At 61.2% G+C, this 19,484-nt stretch carries 19 protein-coding genes and 3 pseudogenes; 13 read left to right on the top strand and 9 right to left on the bottom strand.

Annotated elements, in window-relative coordinates:
- Positions 1–97 precede the first annotated feature (97 nt).
- From LOY52_RS20095 to LOY52_RS20105, 4 genes and pseudogenes are all read left to right on the top strand, one after another.
- Positions 98–1,147: a diguanylate cyclase gene (locus LOY52_RS20095; RefSeq protein ID WP_258679947.1), complete on the top strand. Its 1,050-nt coding sequence runs from the start codon at positions 98–100 to the stop codon at positions 1,145–1,147.
- Positions 1,148–1,441: 294 nt separating this feature from the next.
- Positions 1,442–2,077 (top strand): annotated as a pseudogene (locus LOY52_RS27495) (PAS domain-containing protein); the annotation flags it as partial.
- 156 nt (positions 2,078–2,233) lie between these two features.
- Positions 2,234–2,671, top strand: a pseudogene (locus tag LOY52_RS27500) (methyl-accepting chemotaxis protein); the annotation flags it as partial.
- A 144-nt stretch (positions 2,672–2,815) separates the two neighbouring features.
- The gene (locus LOY52_RS20105) at positions 2,816–3,349 is read left to right on the top strand and encodes a DUF1003 domain-containing protein (RefSeq protein ID WP_258675736.1); all 534 of its coding nucleotides are present in this window, start codon (positions 2,816–2,818) and stop codon (positions 3,347–3,349) included.
- On the opposite strand, the gene LOY52_RS20110 is transcribed toward LOY52_RS20105, so the two are convergent.
- The gene (locus LOY52_RS20110) at positions 3,350–4,291 is read right to left on the bottom strand and encodes a LysR family transcriptional regulator (RefSeq protein ID WP_258679949.1); all 942 of its coding nucleotides are present in this window, start codon (positions 4,289–4,291) and stop codon (positions 3,350–3,352) included.
- A 51-nt stretch (positions 4,292–4,342) separates the two neighbouring features.
- Here LOY52_RS20110 and LOY52_RS20115 point away from each other — a divergent pair, with 51 nt between their 5' ends.
- Both LOY52_RS20115 and LOY52_RS20120 read left to right on the top strand, forming a co-directional pair.
- Complete coding sequence (locus LOY52_RS20115) at positions 4,343–5,044, top strand: CTP synthase (RefSeq protein WP_258675738.1); 702 nt, start codon at positions 4,343–4,345, stop codon at positions 5,042–5,044.
- Positions 5,041–5,355 carry an antibiotic biosynthesis monooxygenase gene (locus LOY52_RS20120; protein ID WP_258675739.1) on the top strand — a complete coding sequence of 105 codons (315 nt, stop codon included), beginning with the start codon at positions 5,041–5,043 and terminating at the stop codon, positions 5,353–5,355. Before LOY52_RS20115 ends, LOY52_RS20120 begins: the two co-directional genes overlap by 4 nt.
- Positions 5,356–5,480: 125 nt before the next feature.
- Here the strand turns inward: LOY52_RS20120 and LOY52_RS20125 are convergent, their stop codons facing one another.
- Positions 5,481–5,807, bottom strand: a complete 327-nt coding sequence (locus LOY52_RS20125; protein ID WP_258675740.1) for a DUF2025 family protein — start codon at positions 5,805–5,807, stop codon at positions 5,481–5,483.
- 222 nt (positions 5,808–6,029) lie between these two features.
- Between LOY52_RS20125 and LOY52_RS20130 the strand changes: the two genes are divergently transcribed.
- The 3 genes from LOY52_RS20130 to LOY52_RS20140 all read left to right on the top strand — a co-directional run bounded on the left by LOY52_RS20130 (position 6,030) and on the right by LOY52_RS20140 (position 8,935).
- Positions 6,030–7,154 carry a glycerophosphodiester phosphodiesterase gene (locus LOY52_RS20130; protein ID WP_258675741.1) on the top strand — a complete coding sequence of 375 codons (1,125 nt, stop codon included), beginning with the start codon at positions 6,030–6,032 and terminating at the stop codon, positions 7,152–7,154.
- 138 nt (positions 7,155–7,292) lie between these two features.
- On the top strand, positions 7,293–7,598 hold the full coding sequence (locus LOY52_RS20135; protein ID WP_007963131.1) for a PepSY domain-containing protein: 306 nt from the start codon (positions 7,293–7,295) through the stop codon (positions 7,596–7,598).
- Between the two features lie 161 nt (positions 7,599–7,759).
- Positions 7,760–8,935 (top strand): GAF domain-containing sensor histidine kinase, encoded by a 1,176-nt coding sequence (locus LOY52_RS20140; RefSeq protein ID WP_258675742.1) that lies wholly within the window; start codon positions 7,760–7,762, stop codon positions 8,933–8,935.
- A gap of 146 nt (positions 8,936–9,081) precedes the next feature.
- On the opposite strand, the gene LOY52_RS20145 is transcribed toward LOY52_RS20140, so the two are convergent.
- The 3 genes and pseudogenes from LOY52_RS20145 to LOY52_RS27510 all read right to left on the bottom strand — a co-directional run.
- A complete protein-coding gene (locus LOY52_RS20145; RefSeq protein WP_115989070.1) occupies positions 9,082–9,528 on the bottom strand; it encodes a hypothetical protein in 447 nt (148 codons plus the stop codon).
- Positions 9,529–9,638: 110 nt separating this feature from the next.
- The gene (locus LOY52_RS27505) at positions 9,639–10,406 is read right to left on the bottom strand and encodes a methyl-accepting chemotaxis protein (RefSeq protein ID WP_408980445.1); all 768 of its coding nucleotides are present in this window, start codon (positions 10,404–10,406) and stop codon (positions 9,639–9,641) included.
- A 165-nt stretch (positions 10,407–10,571) separates the two neighbouring features.
- Positions 10,572–11,261, bottom strand: a pseudogene (locus tag LOY52_RS27510) (methyl-accepting chemotaxis protein); the annotation flags it as partial.
- Between the two features lie 276 nt (positions 11,262–11,537).
- On the opposite strand from LOY52_RS27510, the gene LOY52_RS20155 reads away from it, so the two are divergent.
- Both LOY52_RS20155 and LOY52_RS20160 read left to right on the top strand, forming a co-directional pair.
- Complete coding sequence (locus LOY52_RS20155) at positions 11,538–12,560, top strand: transporter (protein WP_007963136.1); 1,023 nt, start codon at positions 11,538–11,540, stop codon at positions 12,558–12,560.
- Between the two features lie 249 nt (positions 12,561–12,809).
- Positions 12,810–14,426 (top strand): inorganic phosphate transporter, encoded by a 1,617-nt coding sequence (locus LOY52_RS20160; protein ID WP_225136048.1) that lies wholly within the window; start codon positions 12,810–12,812, stop codon positions 14,424–14,426.
- Positions 14,427–14,536: 110 nt separating this feature from the next.
- Here the strand turns inward: LOY52_RS20160 and LOY52_RS20165 are convergent, their stop codons facing one another.
- Positions 14,537–15,433 (bottom strand): LysR family transcriptional regulator, encoded by an 897-nt coding sequence (locus LOY52_RS20165; RefSeq protein WP_258675744.1) that lies wholly within the window; start codon positions 15,431–15,433, stop codon positions 14,537–14,539.
- Between the two features lie 120 nt (positions 15,434–15,553).
- Between LOY52_RS20165 and LOY52_RS20170 the strand changes: the two genes are divergently transcribed.
- Positions 15,554–16,309, top strand: a complete 756-nt coding sequence (locus LOY52_RS20170) for an SDR family NAD(P)-dependent oxidoreductase (protein WP_258675745.1) — start codon at positions 15,554–15,556, stop codon at positions 16,307–16,309.
- Between the two features lie 112 nt (positions 16,310–16,421).
- Here the strand turns inward: LOY52_RS20170 and LOY52_RS20175 are convergent, their stop codons facing one another.
- Positions 16,422–16,859: a multidrug/biocide efflux PACE transporter gene (locus tag LOY52_RS20175; protein ID WP_258675746.1), complete on the bottom strand. Its 438-nt coding sequence runs from the start codon at positions 16,857–16,859 to the stop codon at positions 16,422–16,424.
- A gap of 89 nt (positions 16,860–16,948) precedes the next feature.
- Between LOY52_RS20175 and LOY52_RS20180 the strand changes: the two genes are divergently transcribed.
- Positions 16,949–17,803, top strand: coding sequence for a LysR family transcriptional regulator (locus LOY52_RS20180; protein WP_258675747.1), 855 nt, complete (start codon positions 16,949–16,951; stop codon positions 17,801–17,803).
- A gap of 106 nt (positions 17,804–17,909) precedes the next feature.
- Here LOY52_RS20180 and LOY52_RS20185 read toward each other — a convergent pair whose 3' ends face one another.
- Both LOY52_RS20185 and LOY52_RS20190 read right to left on the bottom strand, forming a co-directional pair.
- Entirely contained in the window at positions 17,910–19,139 is a 1,230-nt protein-coding gene (locus LOY52_RS20185) for an RNA polymerase sigma factor (RefSeq protein ID WP_097085875.1), read from the bottom strand.
- The gene (locus LOY52_RS20190) at positions 19,132–19,476 is read right to left on the bottom strand and encodes a YciI family protein (protein ID WP_003227360.1); all 345 of its coding nucleotides are present in this window, start codon (positions 19,474–19,476) and stop codon (positions 19,132–19,134) included. The genes LOY52_RS20185 and LOY52_RS20190 overlap by 8 nt, the downstream gene beginning before the upstream one ends.
- Positions 19,477–19,484 lie beyond the last annotated feature (8 nt).

A 19,484-nucleotide genomic window follows, 5' to 3' on the forward strand; every position in this document is an offset into this window, starting at 1 on the left:
CGGTGGAATAAATGACAATGTCCGACAATTGACCGACGAACGGTCAACCTGAAAAAACACTTCAAAGTATTTCAGGATGAATCTGGCGCAGGACATCATGGAAAATCAACGCGGCAAAGGCTTGTCATTCGCCAGACGCATTTATCTGCCCAGGATCATCGGTCTGGGTGTCGGCTTTTTCAGCGTCGCGGCCGCGCTGTATCCGTTGCACATGCCGACCTGGCTCTGGGCGCTGCTGGTGTTCAACGGTTTTATCTGGCCGCATCTGGCCTATCAGCTTTCGACCCGCTCGACTTTCCCCTACCACGCCGAACGCCGCAACCTGTTGTACGACTCGTTGTGCGGCGGCTTCTGGACCGCGTGCTTTCAGTTCAATCCGCTGACCACGGTAACCATCCTGTCGATGATGACCATGAACAATGTCGCCGCCGGTGGACGACGTCTGTTCCTGCTCGGCGCTCTCGCCCAAATCGCCGGCGTGCTGCTGGGCTGTTTACTGTTCGGCTTCAAGTTCAGCCTGACGATGACGCAAATCGAGGTTTGGGCCTGCCTGCCGATGCTGACCTTGTACCCCTTGGCCCTGGGCATGGTCTGTTACCAACTGGCGATCAAACTCGCGCAGCACAAGCGTGCACTCAGGGACCTGAGCCGCACCGACAGCCTCACCGGGCTGCTCAATCACGGTGCCTGGAAGGATCTGCTCCATACGCGTTTCACCCGGTGCCGAGATAACAACACCCAGGACATTCTGGCGCTGATCGACATCGATCATTTCAAGACCATCAACGACAACTATGGGCACATCGTTGGCGACGCCGTGCTGCGCGAGCTGAGCCAGGCACTCAAAGGACTGCTGGCCGAAGGTGAACGGGCCGGCCGTTATGGCGGCGACGAGTTTTGCCTGATCCTGCCCGACCAGCCACTCAATAAAGCCGAGGCGCAAATGGAACGATTGCGTCAGGCGCTGGATCAATATCGGCACCCGGATGTACCAGAGCTGCGCGTCAGCCTGAGTATCGGTCTGGCACGCTTTCAGCCATCGTACAGCGACGCGGTTGCCTGGCTGGATGACGCCGATAAGGCGCTGTACACCGCCAAACACACGGGGCGCAACACCATCAGCGTTGCGCTGAGCAGTCCGAGCTAAGAAGACGCCCCCCCCCCGCCCTCAGCCTTGAAAAAACTGATTCGCAATTTCTTGTACAACTCCAAGTAGTTTGTATAAGATCGGCTCGTCAGCCTGGATGCTGGCACTTTGCAGTTAATGACCAATGCCGACCCGGCATTTGCTCTGCCAGCGCGGAAACAGGGACACAAACCTCGTCTTTCCCTACTTCCAGGTACTGCCCCTATGTTTTTCAAACGCCACCAGTCCGAACTCAACAACCTTCAACACACCATCACCGAACAGAACGGCCTGCTTGAAGCGATCAATCGCTCCATGGCGGTGATCGAGTTCGACCTTGAAGGCGTAGTGTTAAAGGCCAATGACAACTTCCTCAAAACCATGGGCTACCGCGCCGAACAGGTGATCGGCCAGCCGCATCGCTTGTTCTGTACCCCGGAGTTTGGCCGCAGCGCGCAATATACTGAACTGTGGTCGCGCCTGAAAAACGGCCAGTTCCAGTCTGGCACCTTCGAGCGGATCAACAGCCAGGGCCAGCCGGTCTGGCTGGAAGCCAATTACAACCCGATCAAGGATGCGTCGGGACGCGTGGTCAAAGTGGTCAAGTTCGCCATGGACGTGACGACCAAGGTTCAGCAGGAAAGCGAGGCCAATGCCAAGCTGCAGGCGATCGACCGGGCGATGGCGGTGATCGAATTCGACCTCAACGGCGGCATTCTCACCGCCAACCAGAATTTTCTGACGCGCATGGGTTACACGCTCGCTGAACTGAAGGGTAAACATCACCGCTTGTTCTGCCGCGCGGAGCTGGTCAACAGCAGCGCTTATGAGGATTTCTGGCGGCGGTTGAATCAGGGTGAGCTGTTTCAGGGTCAGTTCGAACGCGTCGACAAGCGCGGCCAGAGTGTGTGGCTGGAGGCCAACTACAACCCGGTATACGACGCTGCCGGGCGGTTGTGCAAAGTGGTGAAATTCGCCACGGACGTCACCGCCCGTGTCGAGCAGCACGAGCACGATGCGCGCAGCGCCAGCGCTGCTTATCACATCTCCGTGGAAACCCGGAAAGTCGCCGAGCAAGGCACTCAGGTGATCCAGCAGGCGGCCAGTGAGATGCGCGAAATCGCTGACGATATCGCACAATCTTCTACGTTGATCGCGCAACTTGGCGAGCGTTCGGAGCAGATCACCGCGATCGTCAACACCATCCGTGCGATTGCCGACCAGACCAATCTGCTGGCGCTCAACGCGGCGATTGAAGCGGCGCGCGCCGGGGATCAGGGGCGGGGGTTCGCCGTTGTAGCGGACGAAGTGCGGCAACTGGCGGCGCGTACCAGCGGCTCGACGGCGGAGATTTCCAACATGATCGGCCTGATCCAGAGCGAAACCCGTCAGGCGATCAAGAGCATGGAAGGCACTCGCGGGCGGGCGGCGCAAGGCGTTGAACTGGCGGATCAGGCCGGCAGCGTGATTCTGCAGATCCGCGACGGCGCCAGTGAAGCGGTGCAGGCGGTGAGCATGTTTGCCAATGAGCGGGCGCCGGGCTGAGAGACCGCGTCGCGGCCTTCGCGAGCAGGCTCGCTCCCACATTGGAATGCGTTCCCCTGTAGGAGCGAGCCTGCTCGCGAAAGGGCCATAAGCCTCGATGCAGGACTATAGTGACCTTCAGTCCCAAGTCCTGCCGAGTCCATCATGACCACAGAAAAACCCGACGTCCCCGCGCCCGCCCCTGTCGACCACCTGCGCTTCCACCGCCCCCACGCCCACCTCAACACCACCTTCGGCAACGACACGTTCGCCTTGCGGGCCGAGGCCTTCGCGCGGTTCTTCGGCACGCCGACCTTTCTTGGCGCACAAACCCTGATCGTGCTGTTGTGGGTGTGCCTCAATACGACAGGCATCACCACTTTCGACGTGTACCCGTTCATCTTGTTGAACCTCGCGTTCAGCCTGCAATCGGCTTATGCCGCACCGCTGATCCTGCTGGCACAAACCCGGCAAGCCGCGCGGGACAAGGCGCAATCGGACGCCGACGCGCAACACCGTGAAGCGCTGGCGGTGGCCAACAGCGAGCGCCAGGCGCAGGCCGCGCAGACCACCGCGCAATTGCTCGAACTGCTGGAACAGAACACCCGTCTCACCGAAATGACCAAGAGCCTGACCGAACGCATCGAAGGCCTGACCCGCGAACTGCATGCGCACATCTGCCAGAACCCGCAACGTTGATCACGGCAACCGCAGCGCCCGCCCAAGCTCATCGAACAGCGTGACCACCGAGCGCAATGCCCGGCAATCCGGGCGGGTCAGCAACCACAGCGCGGTATCGTAGCCGTGCAACGGTTCGCTGAGGGCCTGCAAACCTTCAGTGATCAGAAAGTCCGGCAACGCCGCCACCCCGAGTCCGCCACGCACCAGTTCCGTCACCGAGAGCATACTGTTGCAGCGATAAGCCGGGGTCACGCCGGGCAACTGCTGGCGACGCCAGGCGACGGTCGGATGATCCGGCAGAAACTCGTCCGGGGCGATCCAGGTCAGCGCCGCCAGATCCGTCGCATCAACATTCTGCAGATAACGCGCACTGGCGCAGACCCGGTAGGAAATCTTCGCCAGTTGCCGTCCGACCAGATGCTCCGGCGGTGTACGCGTCAGGCGCAGGGCGATGTCAGCATCGCGGCGGCTGAGGTTGGCGAAATCGTTGGAGGTGCTCAGTTCGAGGGTCAGCGCCGGGTAGTTCGGCATGAACTGCGCCAGCGCCGGCAACAACAGCCCTTGCAGCACCGAATCGGTGCACGTCAGGCGCACCGTGCCGCTGACCACTTCACCGCCCTGCTCGACACCGATCCGCGCCGCTTCCAGTGCCTGCTCGGCGCGTTCGGCCTGCTCGGCCAAGGTCTGCGCGAGGGTGGTTGGCAGGTAACCGGCGCGGCTCTTTTCGAATAACTGCTGACCGAGCGCCGACTCCAGCCGCCGCACTGCGCGAAACACCGTCGACACATCTACCCTGAGCAGCTGCGACGCCCGGGCCAGAGAGCCGCCCCGCACCAACGCGAGGATCAGCGCCAGATCCGGGTAGTCGAGTCGATAGTGCGTCGCTGCATTGATCACTTGGGGAAACGCCAATATTGAGTGCGTGAACGCCAATCTATAGTGAGCCCCGGTGATCGACAACTGCACACCCTCCCCCAGAGGTTCATCACTCACTCAAATCAAGGAAATCCCATGGACGCCATTTCCATCGCCCTGATCGGCGATCACGACCCGCAAGTCACCGCTCACCAGGCGATCCCCGTTGCCCTCGGAATGATCGCCGAGCAGTCCGGCCACAATGTGCAATTCGAATGGCTGCCTACGGAGCAGATCCACGCCGACACTGCGCTGGATCACTTTGACGGCTTCTGGTGCGTCCCGGCCAGCCCCTACAAAAGCGAAGCCGGTGCGATCAGGGCCATCCGTTTTGCCCGCGAACAACAGCGCCCTTTCCTCGGCACCTGCGGTGGTTTTCAGCATGCGCTGCTGGAGTTTTCCCGCAATGTGCTGGGCTGGGCCGATGCCGAGCATGGCGAAACATCACCGGATTCACCGCGAGCGGTGCTCACACCGCTGACCTGTTCACTGGTTGAAGCGGTGGACAGCATTCAGCTGGTCGCCGGCTCGTTGATCGCAAAAGCGTATGAAACGTCGGAAATTCATGAAGGCTATCGCTGCCGGTTCGGTGTGAATCCTCAGTTCGAACGCGAGTTGTTGACCCATCGGCTAAACGCCGTGGGGCACGATTCGGCGGGCGACTTGCGCGCAATCGAATTGACTGACCATGTGTTTTTTATCGCGACGCTGTTCCAGCCGGAACGTGCGGCGCTCAAGGGCCAGATCCCGCCCCTGGTGCGGGCGTTTGTCGAAGCGTGTGCGAAGCAACATCCATGAAGCCGAACGAGCCTTGCTTTGCGGTGATTTTCACCTCGACCCGCACCGAGGGTGACAACGGTTATGCCGCAGCCTCCGAGCGCATGATGGAGCTGGTCAGCGAGCAACCGGGATTTCTCGGCATTGATTCGATTCGTGGGGAAGACGGGGTCGGGATCACCATTTCCTACTGGCAGAGCGAAGCGGCGATTCTGGCCTGGCGCGAGCATCCCGAGCACCGGGTGATTCAGGCGCGCGGACGGGCGCAGTGGTATTCGAAGCTTCAGACCCGGGTGTGTCGGGTGGAGCGCGAATACCTGTTTGGCCAGTGAGTTGGGTGGTGTTCTCACTGGCCTCATCGCTGGCAAGCCAGCTCCCACAGGAACTTGTGAACGCCACAGATCCAATGTGGGAGCGAGCCTGCCCGCGAAGAGGCCGGCACAGCGACTACAAAACTTCAGCCCTTCACCAGACTGCGCACCGCCACAATCTCTGGCACCTCAACCTTGCTCATGTACACCCGCAACGGCTCGGTGATGTTGATCCGCTCATCGATGTTCTGGTCCAGCAGCAACTGAATCAGCTCGCGTTTAAGCGTCATGGTCTGCGGCGTTGCCGGCGCCCAGACGAATTCATTCACAGGAATGATGCCGTCATCGGCCACGTCCATGCCGAACGAATCTTCGCTGAAACGCACGATGTACTGGCCGGTCTTGCGATTGAGGCCGACAAAACCCTTGAGGTCATCGGCGGCCTGACAGATGAGTTGGGAAGTGATGCGCATGGTAAACCTCACGAAAAATCATCGATGGTTTACACGCAGGGCAACAGAATCGGCGCGCCCTCTGCCGGGGCGTCTGCCGAGGGCAAGCGTACTGCAAACCGCGCCACAAAAGTGCAGGAAAAATCGCTTTTAATACGTTTATGTCGGTCTGGCGATAGCACCCAATCGATTCAGTTGTTAAAAGGTACGTCTTTGAAAATGCCCTGCGAAAGGAACTCGAACATGCCCGCCACTTTCACCAGAAGCGCCCTCATGCTGAGCCTGATGCTCGGTCTCGGCCAGGCCCACGCCGCCCAGACTGACGTCAATGCGCTTGCCGCCGCCCATGGCATCCCGCATCCAGCCGTGATCGCTCACCGTGGCGCGTCTTTCGATGCACCGGAGTCCACCGCCGCTTCCTACAAACTGGCCCGCGACCTCGGCGCCGACTACCTGGAAATGGATTTGCAGCGCAGCAAGGACGGCGTGCTGTTCGCCCTGCACGACAACAACCTGCAACGCACCACCGATGTCGCGACCAAGTTCCCGGAGCGTAAAGACAGCCCGGCCACCGCCTTCACCATGGCCGAACTGAAAACCCTCGACGCCGGCAGCTGGTACAACAAGGCTTACCCGGATCGCGCGCGTCCATCCTACGCCGGGCTGAAAATCCTCACCCTCGATGAAATCATCGACATCGCCCAGGCCAATCCGAAACACAAGCCGGGCCTGTACATCGAAACCAAAGAGCCGCAACTGTTCCCCGGCATCGAGCATGACCTCAAAGAGAAGCTGCAGGATCGCGGCTGGCTGAGTCCGGCCGGTTCGAAGCTGGCCAAGAGCGAGCTGGGCGTCGGCCAGGGCAAAGGCAAGGTGATCCTGCAGACCTTCGAGAAGAACAGCCTCGAACTGCTGCAGAAGGAAATGCCGCAAGTGCCGAAGATCCTGTTGCTGTGGGTCGGCGAAGGCAGCATCGAGCCGAAATCGAAGGTGACCTTTGCCGAATCCGGCGAGAAGGACAAGAACGTGTTCTACGGCAAGCAGGAGCCGAAGTCCGAAGCCGAATTCAAGCAATGGGTGGATTTCGCCAAGTCGCAGGGTGCCATCGGCACCGGTCCTTCGGCCAGGCTGACCAAGGGCGGCGACCAGAGCTACTCGGATCTGGTGCAACCGTGGATGAACCAGTACACCCACGATCAGGGCATGCTGGTACACGTCTACACCGTCGATGAGCCGGTGGATTTCGAGAAAGTCATGGCGTCTGGCGTTGATGGCATCTTCACCAACCGCGCCAGTGAGCTGCTGAAGTTCTACAAGCGTCCGGCCAGTGCCAGTGTGGATCAGGTGTTGAAGAACAACGGGTTCTGATCTGCAGTCCGGGTTGTCCGCATCGCGAGCAGGCTCGCTCCCACAAGAGCGCTGCACGCGATGTGGGGTTTTAAGGGTGAATTAAGTTGCGGTGGTTAACCTGAGCCCACTTCAACGAACAACCCAAGGAATGACCCGATGAAAACTTTGACTGCCCTGTTTACCGCTGCTGCCCTGACCCTGACTGCTGGCCTGGCCCAAGCCGATGTGCGTGTCGACCAGATCCCGCAACTGGTGAAGGAAGGCAAGATCAAGTCGCTGGAGTCGATGAACGCCGAGGCACTGAAACTGCACCCCGGCGCAACCATCACCGACACCGACCTGGATAACCACTTCAACGGTTACGAGTACGAAGTCGAGCTGAAAACCGCCGACGGCAAAGAGTTCGACGTCGACTTCGATGCCACCACCGGCAAAGTGCTGAGCAACAAGCAAGACACCTGATACACCGCCAACGCAAAGCCGCACGATCAGCGATCGTGCGGCTTTTTTGCGTCCGTTGCCCGCCGAATCACGTGGATATTGCCTGAAGGGATGCCAAAACCGCCATCAGACCGCTAGTATGGCGACCATCAGATAAACGATTGCAGCCGAGAGCGATGGGCATGGGGCAGACAGCGGCAGCAGACATCGCGACAATCGGACGGATCAGCGCGGTTCCGGCGATCCTTCAGGTGATCCGCGAACTGACCGGCCTGCGCTTTGCCGCCGTAGCGCGGGTGACCGAAGATTCGTGGACAGCCTGCGCCGTCCTCGATCAGCTGGATTTCGGCCTGCAGGTCGGTGGCGAGCTGGATCTGGTCACCACGCTGTGCCACGAAATCCGTGCTGCACACACCTCGGTGGTGATCGACAAGGCCAGCGAAGACCCGCTCTACCGCGACCATCACACCCCGCGCCTGTACAAGTTCGAGAGCTATATCTCGGTGCCGGTGTTCCGCACTGACGGACGGTTTTTCGGCACGATCTGCGCGCTCGATCCGAACCCGGCGGAGCTAAAGTCCAGCAGCATCCAGAGCACCATGGAGTCGTTCGCGCGGATGCTCGCGTTGCAGATCGAAGCCGAGGAAAACGCGCAGCGCACCGAAACCGCGTTGTTGCAGGAGCGCGAAACCGCCGAGTTGCGCGAACAATTCATTGCCGTGCTCGGCCACGACTTGCGCAACCCGTTGTTCGCCATCAGCGCCGGCGCCGAAATGCTTCTGCGCAAGCATCCGGATCCGGCCATCGAGGTGCGGTTACGCAATATCCTTGGCAGTGCGCAAAGGGCAACGCGGTTGGTGGATGATGTGCTCGACTTCGCTCGCGGGCGCTTGGGCAAGGGCATTCCAGTGGATATCCAGCCCTGCGCGGAATTGACCGAAGCCGTGCAGCAAGTGGTGACGGAGATTCGCAACGTGCATCCGCAGCGCACGATTCATGCGTCCATCGGTGACTTGCAGGGTGTGTCCTGCGACCGGGCGCGGATCGCTCAACTGCTGTCGAACCTGCTGGCCAATGCCGTGGCCCATGGCGACCCGGCGGGTGACATTGAGGTCATCGCGCAAGTCGAGCACGGCGCGTTGATGCTGGGGGTGAAGAATCAGGGGCATATTCCCGAGGCGATCCTGCCGCACCTGTTCCAGCCTTACTCGCGCCCGACCGGCAGCGCGCCCCAGGCCGGGCTCGGTCTGGGGCTGTATATCGCCAGCCAGATCGCCCAGTCCCATGGCGGGCATTTGCATGTGGCGTCCACCGCACAGAGCGGCACATTGTTCACCTTCAGCCTGCCAACCCTCTGAAACACCACAAACTCAAATCCACCACAGCTCCCTGTGGGAGCGAGCCTGCTCGCGAAAGCGGTCTGTCTGCCACATCTGAGGCGACTGGCACTGCACCTTCGCGAGCAGGCTCGCTCCCACCTTGGACCTTCAGTGTTTTTTGGTGATCAGGCCGAAGTGCTGACCAGCGAGCCCGAGGTGCTACCGCCCGACTCCTGCAACGCCTGCAACAACGCCGCCGTGGCCGTCTGCAAAGAAGCCGAGGTGCTGGAGATCTGCGACTCGGCAGAGGCCACGTCAGCCGCTTTGGCATCAGCGTCTTCCTGCTTGGCCTGGGCCGCTTGCAGCGCTTGCTGCTGTTCCTGCAATTGCTTTTGCAGCTCGGCGATCTGCTTGCGCAGTTCTTTTACCGAATCCGATTCCCCGCTGCTGTCGGAACTGCTGTCGCCTGCCGGAGCCGCGCCCCCACCGGCCGCCACTTTGCTGGTATCGGCGCTGACGCCCGCGCTGCTGGTTGCAGGGGTCGAGGTGTCGTCACTCGCGTCGCTGATCCTGGTCTTGCTGGTGGCGGTGCTGACGGTCTGATTGATCGAAACGGAGGTGATGCTGACCATGGGATGGCTCCAATGCCGGTTTTAGATAACCGGCCATCGGCGGCACTCGCACGGATTTGAGATCGACTGTGTACCGACTCGGTAACCGAACCGGTACACGTCAGCTGACGTCAGGCGCTCAGGCGCGCGGTGACTTCGTTGAGTTGCCCGGACAGGCCATGCAGGTTCTGGCTGGCGCTTTCGGTGCGCTGCACGCTGTTGAGGTTGGTGCTGGCGATCGAGGTGATTTCGGTCAGGTTGCGCGAGATGTCTTCGGCCACCGAGGTCTGCTCTTCGGCGGCGGTGGCGATCTGGCGGTTCATGTCGCGGATCGCCTCCACCGCGTGGGTGATGCGCTCAAGCATGGCGCCGGCCTGGGTCACTTGCTCGACACTTTCGTCACTGCGCGCTTGACCGCTTTCGATCGCTTGCGCCGCGTCCACGGCGCCGGTCTGCACGTTTTGAATGATCTGGTTGATCTCGATGATCGACTCCGCCGTACGCTGCGCCAGATTGCGCACCTCGTCGGCGACCACCGCAAAACCGCGTCCGGCTTCACCAGCACGCGCCGCTTCAATCGCCGCGTTAAGCGCCAGCAGGTTGGTCTGCTCGGCGATGCCGCGAATCACTTCCAGCACCTTGCCGATGCGGCCGCTGTCGCTTTCCAGACGACGAATCACGTCAGCGGTGTTGGCGATTTCGCCACGCATCTTAGTGATGGTGTGGATGGTGCCCTGCATGACCTTTTCACCCTGCTGGGCAGACTGGTCGGCATCGTCGGCAGCGCGCGCCGCATCCGCCGCGTGACGGGCGACTTCCTGGGCAGTGGCAGACATTTCGTTCATCGCCGTGGCCACCTGATCGGTGCGGTTGAACTGCTCGTTGGTGCCGCCGGCCATGGTCGTGGCGATCGCATTCAGTTCGCCGCTGGCGCTGTCCAGATCACTGGCGCTGCGTTGCAGATGAGTGAAGGTTTCGGCGAGGAAATCACGCAGGGTATTGGCCGCGGCGGCAAGGTTGCCCAACTCGTCCTGACGGTCGTTGGCGACGCGTTCGGCGAGGCGCCCACGGCTCAACTGGGTGACGTAGTCGATCAGCTTGCGGATCGGCTCGATCAGGTTGCGGTTGACCAGCCACAGGCTCAGCAAACCGATCAGCAGACCCGAGCCGAGCATCACCAGAATCCCCAGCAGCACGGTGCTGTCAGCACTGGCGCTGATTTGCGCCGACTGTTCGGTGCCCTGCTTGCGCAGCTCGGCGACCAGTTCGCTCATCTGATCGCTGGTGGCGCGATCCACGCCTTTGACGGCGCTGTCGCCAGCCGTTGGATCGGCACCCGCAGCGACGTAGGCATCGCGGCCCTTCTGGTAAGCGCTGCCGAGTTGGCGGTGCTCATCACGCAAGCGTTCGATGCGGGATTTCAGCGCCGGCTCAAGGCCTTTCTGCCCGGCCAATTCACCGAGAATGTTCTGCACATCGCGCTGACGATCTTCGAACTGGCTCCAGTACTTGGCCAGGTCCGCCGGTTGCTTGCCGCGCAGCAAGACGTTTTTCCACTCCTGCACCTGCACTTTGAATTGCAGGTTGGCCTCGTCGATCAGTTGCGAGGTGTGCAACGGGCCGGCGATCAACTGGCTGTAGTTCTGCACGCCGTTGGACAGGAAATGAAAGCAGGCCAGTGCGATCAACAGCATCGCCAGCAGGCTGCCGCCCAGCAGGGCGAGAATTTGTGCTCTCAAGGATTTTTGCAGCATCGCGAGATACTCAGGACAGGGATGAGGCACGCCCGGTAAGGCGTGGAATTTTGCCGGACATCCGTGTCGGCGAGCCTTGGCTCATGGCCAAGCGCGCGCAACGTAACCCAAGCGTGATCGGCGTACCAGAGCGCTTCTTGAAGAAAATCCGACCGCCGGTAAGACATTGATCTGGCGTCACTTTGTCGTCACACAAGTGTCATCTGCGGTTGCGATGATGCGGCTCAGTGAACCTGCCATTCCGCGACCGGCGTCCCCTCCTCGCAGCGAGCCTCCATGAACCACAGCCTTGATCTCAGTCATCGCGATCCTGATTTGTTCGGTCTGCTTTACGGCTTCCGTTTTCGTCCCGGTGAACGTGGCCGCGAAGTCGATTCGGCAACCGCCCTGCGTTGTCTGCAAGACGACAGCGACACTGATGAATTCCTCTGGCTGCACCTGAACCTGGCGCACGCCGCGTGCGAGCGCTGGATGAAAAGCCATCTGCAATTGCCCGAAGAGTTTTTCGAGGCGCTGCACGAAGGTTCGCGCTCGACGCGCATCGAGCACGTGGACTCGGCGTTGCTGGCAGTGGTCAACGACGTGGTGTTCAACCTCAGCAGCATGGTTTCCTCGGACGTGTCGACGCTGTGGGTCTGTGTGCGCAGCAAACTGATCGTCAGCGCACGCCTGCAACCGCTGCACTCGGTGGACAAGTTGCGTTCGTCGGTGAAGGCCGGCGAATGCTTTCGCTCACCGTCGGAACTGCTGGTGCACTTGTTGCGTGATCAGGGCGAAGTGCTGACGCAGATCGTGCGCAAGACCAGCATGAGCGTCGATCAGGTCGAGGACGAATTGCTCTCCTCACGCCTGTCGACCAACCGCGCCGAACTCGGCGCCAATCGCCGGGTGCTGGTGCGCCTGCAACGGCTGTTGGCGCTGGAGCCGGGTTCACTGCTGCGCCTGCTCAACCGGCCGCCGCCGTGGCTGCAGAAGGAGGACGTCAAGGAGCTGCGCAAATCCACCGAGGAGTTCGCGCTGATCATCAACGACCTCACCGCCCTCGGCGAGCGGATCAAACTGCTCCAGGAAGAAATCGCCGCCAACCTCAACGAACAGAGCAACCGCACACTGTTCACCCTGACCGTGGTGACGGTGCTGGCGCTGCCGATCAACATCATCGCGGGTTTCTTCGGGATGAACGTGGGGGGTGTGCCGCTGGCGACGGATCCGGAAGGGTTCTGGATATTGGTGGCGCTGGTGGCGACGTTTACCGTGATTGCCGGGCGATGGGCGTTTCGCAAGCGTGGGGATTATTGACCCCCGAACCTGATGTCCAGCACAGTTCCCCTGTGGGAGCGAGCCTGCTCGCGAAAGCGATCTGTCATTCAACAATGATGGTGACTGACACGCCGTCTTCGCGAGCAGGCTCGCTCCCACAGGGGACCTCATTGACCTTCAGATCGGTGGTCTGGTTATTCAGCCAAACACTGACCTGCCGCAGTCTCTCTGTAATATTTAGCAACGATCATGACCGACACTCCTTCCCTCGCTCAGGATTGTCCGCTCATGGCTACTCCCTCCCTGACCGCCGCCCGCCCCACGTCCGCCCACGGCGGCCGGCCGGCACTTGATAAAAAAACCGGGCCGTTCACTTACGTGGTGTTCTTCGCGGTGCTCGCGATGGGGATGCTGTTCACCGCTTACAGCCTGATGCACGACATGCATGAGCTGGGCACCACCGTCACCACCTGGACCCCGTTCCTGCTGCTCGGCGTAGCGCTGCTGATTGCGCTGGGCTTTGAGTTCGTCAACGGTTTCCACGACACCGCCAACGCGGTCGCGACGGTGATCTACACCCACTCGCTGCCGCCGAATGTGGCGGTGGTCTGGTCGGGGTTCTTCAATTTCCTCGGGGTGCTGCTGTCCAGCGGCGCCGTGGCGTTCGGCATCATCGCCCTGCTGCCGGTGGAGCTGATTCTGCAGGTCGGTTCGTCCGCCGGGTTCGCGATGATCTTTGCCCTGTTGATCGCGGCGATTCTGTGGAACCTCGGTACCTGGTGGTTGGGCCTGCCGGCCTCCTCATCCCACACCCTGATCGGCTCGATCATCGGCGTCGGCGTCGCCAATGCCTTGATGCACGGGCGCGACGGTACCAGCGGCGTGGACTGGGCACAGGCGACCAAGATCGGTTACGCCCTGCTGCTGTCGCCGCTGGTGGGCTTCGGCTGCGCGGCGCTGTTGCTGCTGGCCATGCGCGCCTTCATCAAGAATCGCGCGCTGTACAAGGCACCGGAAGGCAACAACCCGCCACCGTGGTGGATTCGCGGTTTGCTGATCGCCACCTGCACCGGCGTGTCTTTCGCCCACGGCTCCAACGACGGGCAGAAAGGCATGGGCCTGATCATGCTGATTCTGGTTGGCACCTTGCCGATGGCTTACGCGTTGAACCGCACCATGCCCGCCGATCAGGCGCTGCAGTTCGCTGCCGTCGCCGAAGTCACCCAGCAAGCGCTGGTGAAAAACACCCCGCTGCCAGCCCCGGTGGATCCGCGTCCGGTACTGTCCGATTACGTGCGCAGCAAGCAAGCCACGCCGCAACTGATCCCCGCCCTCGCCGCTCTCACCGGGCATATTGGCGAAGAGGTGAAAGGCTATGGCTCGCTGTCGAAAGTCCCGGCCGAGGCCATGGGCAACGTGCGTAACGACATGTACCTGGCCAGCGAAAGCATTCGCCTGATGGACAAGAACAAGGTCGGCAATTTCGACGCCGACACCACTGACAAACTGCAACTGTTCAAGCAGCAGATCGACAACGCCACACGCTTTATCCCGCTGTGGGTGAAGATCGCCGTGGCCATCGCTCTGGGCCTCGGCACCATGGTTGGCTGGAAACGAATTGTGGTGACGGTCGGTGAAAAAATCGGCAAGACCCACCTGACCTATGCCCAGGGCGCCTCGGCGGAAACCGTGGCGATGCTGACCATCGGCGCGGCGGACATGTTCGGTTTGCCGGTATCGACCACCCACGTGCTGTCATCGGGTGTCGCCGGGACCATGGTCGCCAATGGCGGTGGCTTACAGATGAAGACCATCCGCAATCTGCTGATGGCGTGGGTGCTGACCTTGCCGGCGGCGATTCTGCTGTCGGGTAGCCTGTACTGGCTGTTCACCCAAATCTTCTGATCCCCACAAATCCCCTGTAGGAGCTGCCGAAGGCTGCGATCTCTTGATTTTGCTTTAAAAAACAAGATCAAAAGATCGCAGCGTGCCGCAGCTCCTACAGGGAGAGTCGGTCAGAGCGTCGAGCGGATGACATCGCCCAACCACTCCATGAACACCCGCACCCGCAGCGGCAAATGCCGTTGCCGTGCATACAGGATTGAAATCGCCATCGCCGGCGCGGTGAACTGCGGCAGCACAGTCACCAGTTCGCCAGTTTCGAGGTGCGGCTGCATGCCGGTGCGCGGCACCTGGATCAGACCAAAGCCACCCAGGCACGCCGACTCGTAAGCATCGGTGCTGTTGACCGTGACGCTGCCAGCCATCGGCAGGCGCCGCACCTGTCCGTCCTGTTCATACACAAACCCTTCCGAGCGTGAACCGAGCACGCCGACGTAGTGCACCAGCCGATGCTGCGCCAGATCCTCCAGCGTCTGCGGCACGCCGTAGCGCTCAAGGTACGCCGGGCTGGCGCAGTTGATCATCGGGAAGTCGCCCAAGTGCCGCGCCACCACCGACTGATCCGGCTGCGCGCCGATGCGTACCACGCAATCGAAACCTTCGCTGAGCAGATCGACGCGGCGGTCGGTGCTGCTGATTTCCAGTTCCAGATTCGGGTGCCGCGCCATGAACTCCGGCAGCAGCGGCATGATCAGGCGCCGCGCGAGGATGTTCGGCATGTCGACACGAATCCGCCCGCTCAGCGAGGCCGGATCCTGCCGAAACAGCCCCTCGATCTCGTCCATGTGCGACAGCAGATCCTTGCTGCGTTCGTACAGCACCAGGCCGTCCTGAGTCGCCTGCACCTTGCGCGTGGTGCGTTGCAGCAGGCGCGTGCCGAGCAAGGTTTCCAGCGCTTGCACATGCTCGGACACGGTCGAACGCGGCAGCCCGAGACTCTCGCCGGCCAGGGTGAAACTCGACAGTTCGCTGACCCGGGCGAAGGTGCGCAGCAGTTCCAGTTTGTTCATCAGGACACCCGTTGATTGTTCGGCGGAGTCGATCAGTGATTCCGGTTTCAGTCTGTTTATCACCCCGTGGCGGATAAATAAACTTTGCTCATCACCACTCACCGCAATCGAGGATTTCACATGAGCCGCAAAATCGCATTGATCACCGGCGCCAGCCGTGGCTTGGGCAAGAACGCCGCGCTGCACCTCGCCGCCGAAGGCGTGGACATCATCGGCACCTACAACAGCCGCGCCGATGAAGCCCAGGCGCTGGTGGCTGAACTGGAACAACGCGGCGCCAAAGCCGTGATGCTGCAACTGGATGTGGGCCGCAGTGAAATCTTTGCCGAGTTCGCCACACGGGTTGAGCAAGCGCTGCAGCAACTGCAGCGTCCGCGCTTCGACTTCCTGATCAACAACGCCGGGATCGGTGTGCACGCGGCGTTCGCCGAGACCACCCCGGAACAGTTCGACCTGCTGATGAATATCCAGCTCAAAGGGCCGTTCTTCCTGACTCAGCAACTGCTGCCGCTGATCAATGACGGCGGGCGCATCATCAACATCTCCAGCGGCCTGACCCGCTTCAGCCTGCCGGGTTATGCCGCCTACGCGGCGATGAAAGGCGCGATGGAAGTGCTGACCCGCTATCAGGCCAAGGAGCTGGGTGCGCGGCAGATCGGCGTGAATATTCTCGCGCCGGGCGCCATCGAGACCGATTTTGGCGGCGGCGCGGTGCGCGACAACGCGGCGTTGAACGCGATGGTCGCGAGCAATACCGCACTGGGTCGCGCCGGGCAACCGGATGACATTGGAGGTGCGCTGTCGATGCTGCTGGCGCCGGGTGCGCAATGGATCAACGGGCAGCGGGTTGAAGCGTCGGGAGGAATGTTCCTCTAACTTCAAACACTGTCCCTGTAGGAGCTGCCGCAGGCTGCGATCTTTTGATCTTGCTTTTAAAAAATCAAAGTCAAAAGATCGCAGCCTTCGGCAGCTCCTACAGGGGTTCGGGTTAGCTATGGCAGGCGCTGCGCTGCACAAACCGCTCCCGCACAACGTCATACCCCCAGTGATACACGTAGGTGTAAGGCAGGAAAAACAGCAGCACACCAATGTCCAGCAAGAACGCCTGCCACAGGCTGACCGACAACCACCAGGCAATCAGCGGCACGCCCATCACGATCAATCCACCCTCGAACAGCAGCGCATGAACCACCCGGGTCCAGGCGTTGTGCGCGACGTGCAGGCGTTTGAGCATGCGGTCGAAAAAGCCGTTGAACAGCACGTTCCACGCCAGCGCCAGCAGAGCGATCAGCACGGTCACCGCGCCCATGTCCAGCAGCGGTTTGTTCATGATCCACGCCAGTAACGGGGTACAGATCAGGATCGCCAGAAACTCGAAACCGATGGCCTGGAAGATACGTTCAGTGATGGATTTGTTGGCAGTCATGGCCTGACTCCTTGAGTGAAGATGGTTGCCATGATCTGCCCTCACACCGATACTTCATAACCAATAACCATCGATCAAGGCGATAGTTCATGGCTTCGCAAGAAGTGTTGTTGGCGTTTGTTCAGGCGGCCACTCAGGGTTCGTTTTCGGCAGCGGCGCGCAAGCTGGGGCGCAGTCAGTCGACCATCAGTGCCGCAGTGGCCAGCCTGGAAATCGATCTGGACCTGATTCTGTTCGACCGCAGCAGCCGTAAACCGACCCTGACCCCGGCCGGGCATGTGATGCTGCAACGGGCCGAGGCGATTCTGGCGGCCACCAGTCGTATGGAAATGAGCGCCCGACAACTGGCCCAAGGCGTCGAGCCGAAGCTGACCGTGGCGATTTCCGATACCTATCAGTCGTACCGTTTTGAAGCGGCACTGGTCGGGTTTGAGCAGCGTTATCCGGATCTGGAACTGGAATGTCTGATTGCCGAATGCGATGACTTGATCGAATTGGTCCAACGTGGTCGCGCGCACTTGGCCTTCGCTGAGATGCAAGAGAACTATCCGCCGGATCTGGTGACGTCAACAGTTGCCGAGCGCACGGAAATCGCCTTGTTCGTCAATCGCGACCATGCGCTGGCCAGGCTCGATCACATCGATCAACACATCCTGGAACAGCACCGTGAATTGCGTCTGGCAACCATCGTCAATCCGTATGACAGCCGTGGCAAAGGTCGCGTGTGGTCGGCGCCGAGTTATCTGATGTTGTTGGAGATGGCCGAAAAGGGTTTTGGCTGGGCGCCGCTGCCGCGTTGGCTGGCACAGCGTTATGGCAATGATTTGCTGGTGGAGCTGAACGTGCGCGGCTGGCCGAAACCGGTGTTTGTCGATGCCTTGTGGTCGCGGCTGTATCCGCCGGGGCCGGCGGGGAGCTGGTTGTTGAGCAAGATGCTGGAATAGCGGCGCCACCATTCGCGAGCAGGCTCGCTCCCACAGAGAAATGCATTCCAAAGGTGGGAGCGAGCCTGCTCGCGAAGAAGTCGGCAGTGCCCGCGAAAAGTTCAGCTCAATCCAGCTCGCTCAGCCGCCCCTCGATAAATCGCCGCTCCGGCTCTTGCCGGGTCAGTTCCAGTGCTCGCCGATACGCCGCCCGCGCCTGCTCCACCCGACCCAACTGCCGACAAAACTCCGCCCGCGCCGAATGCGCCAGGTGGTAATCCTGCAACTCGCCGCGATCCAGAATCCCCTCGATCAGCGTCAGCCCGGCCAGCGCGCCATCGCGTTTGGCCACTGCCACTGCGCGGTTCAACTCGATCACCGGCGACGGCACTGCGCGCAACAGCACGTCATACAGCCCGACGATCTGCTGCCAATCGGTTTCTGCCGCTGACGGCGCTTCTGCATGCACCGCGGCAATCGCCGCTTGCAGGCAATACGGCCCGAACCTTCGGGTGGTCAGCGCCCGCTCCACCAGCGCACAACCTTCGGCGATCAACCCGGCATCCCAGCGCGAGCGATCCTGATCATCCAGCAGGATCAACTCTCCGCTGGGTGACGTGCGCGCCGGCCGCCGCGACTCATGCAACAACATCAACGCCAGCAGGCCCATGACCTCCGGCTCCGGCAGCAATTCCATCAGCAGCCGCCCCAGCCGAATCGCTTCGCGAGTCAGATCTTCGCGGGTCAGCTCGGCGCCCATCGACGCCGAATAACCTTCGTTGAACACCAGATAAATCACCCGCAACACGCTGTCGAGGCGCTCGGGCAGTTCGCTCAGGCTCGGCACTTGATAGGGGATTTTTGCGTCGCGGATCTTCGCCTTGGCGCGGACGATGCGCTGGGCAATCGCCGCCGGCGCCGAGAGAAACGCGCGGGCGATTTCCTCGGTGGTCAGGTCGCAGACTTCACGCAGGGTCAGCGGCACCTGCGCATCCGCCGCCAGCGCCGGGTGACAGCAGGTGAAGATCAGCCGCAGGCGGTCGTCTTCCACGTCTTCGCCACTCCAGTCGGCCTGTTCCAGTTCTTCGAGCTGCGCCAGCAACAGCGGCTGCGAGGCCTTGAAGCGGGCGCGGCGGCGCAACACATCAATGGCCTTGAAGCGCCCGGTGGACACCAGCCAGGTGCGCGGATTGTCCGGCACGCCATCGCGCTGCCAGCGCTCGACCGCGACGAAGAACGCCTCGTGCAAGGCTTCTTCGGCGAGGTCGAAATCCCCCAGCAGACGAATCAGCGTCGCCAGAATCCGCCGCGAGTCTTCGCGATAGACCTGCTCGACCCGCGCCCGGACTTCAGACATTCAACTGCCGCACCGGACGCACTTCGACGCTGCCGACCCGAGCCGCCGGAATGTGGCCGGCGACCTGAATCGCTTCGTTGAGATCCTTGGCATCGATCAGGTAAAACCCGGCCAGTTGCTCCTTGGTTTCAGCGAACGGGCCATCGGTGATCGACAGCTTGCCGTTGCGCATACGCACGGTGGTCGCGGTCTGCACCGACTCCAGCGCTTCGGCCGCGACCATCCGCCCGCTGCCCTGAATCGACTCGGCATAGGCCCAGCACTCGGCGTCTTCCGGGCTGTCGGGCGAGGTGTGCAGCAGGCGCTCATCGCTGTAGACCAGGCATAAATACTTCATGGTTTTCT

This window comes from Pseudomonas sp. B21-051 (assembly GCF_024748795.1).
Lineage (GTDB): Bacteria > Pseudomonadota > Gammaproteobacteria > Pseudomonadales > Pseudomonadaceae > Aquipseudomonas > Aquipseudomonas putida_A.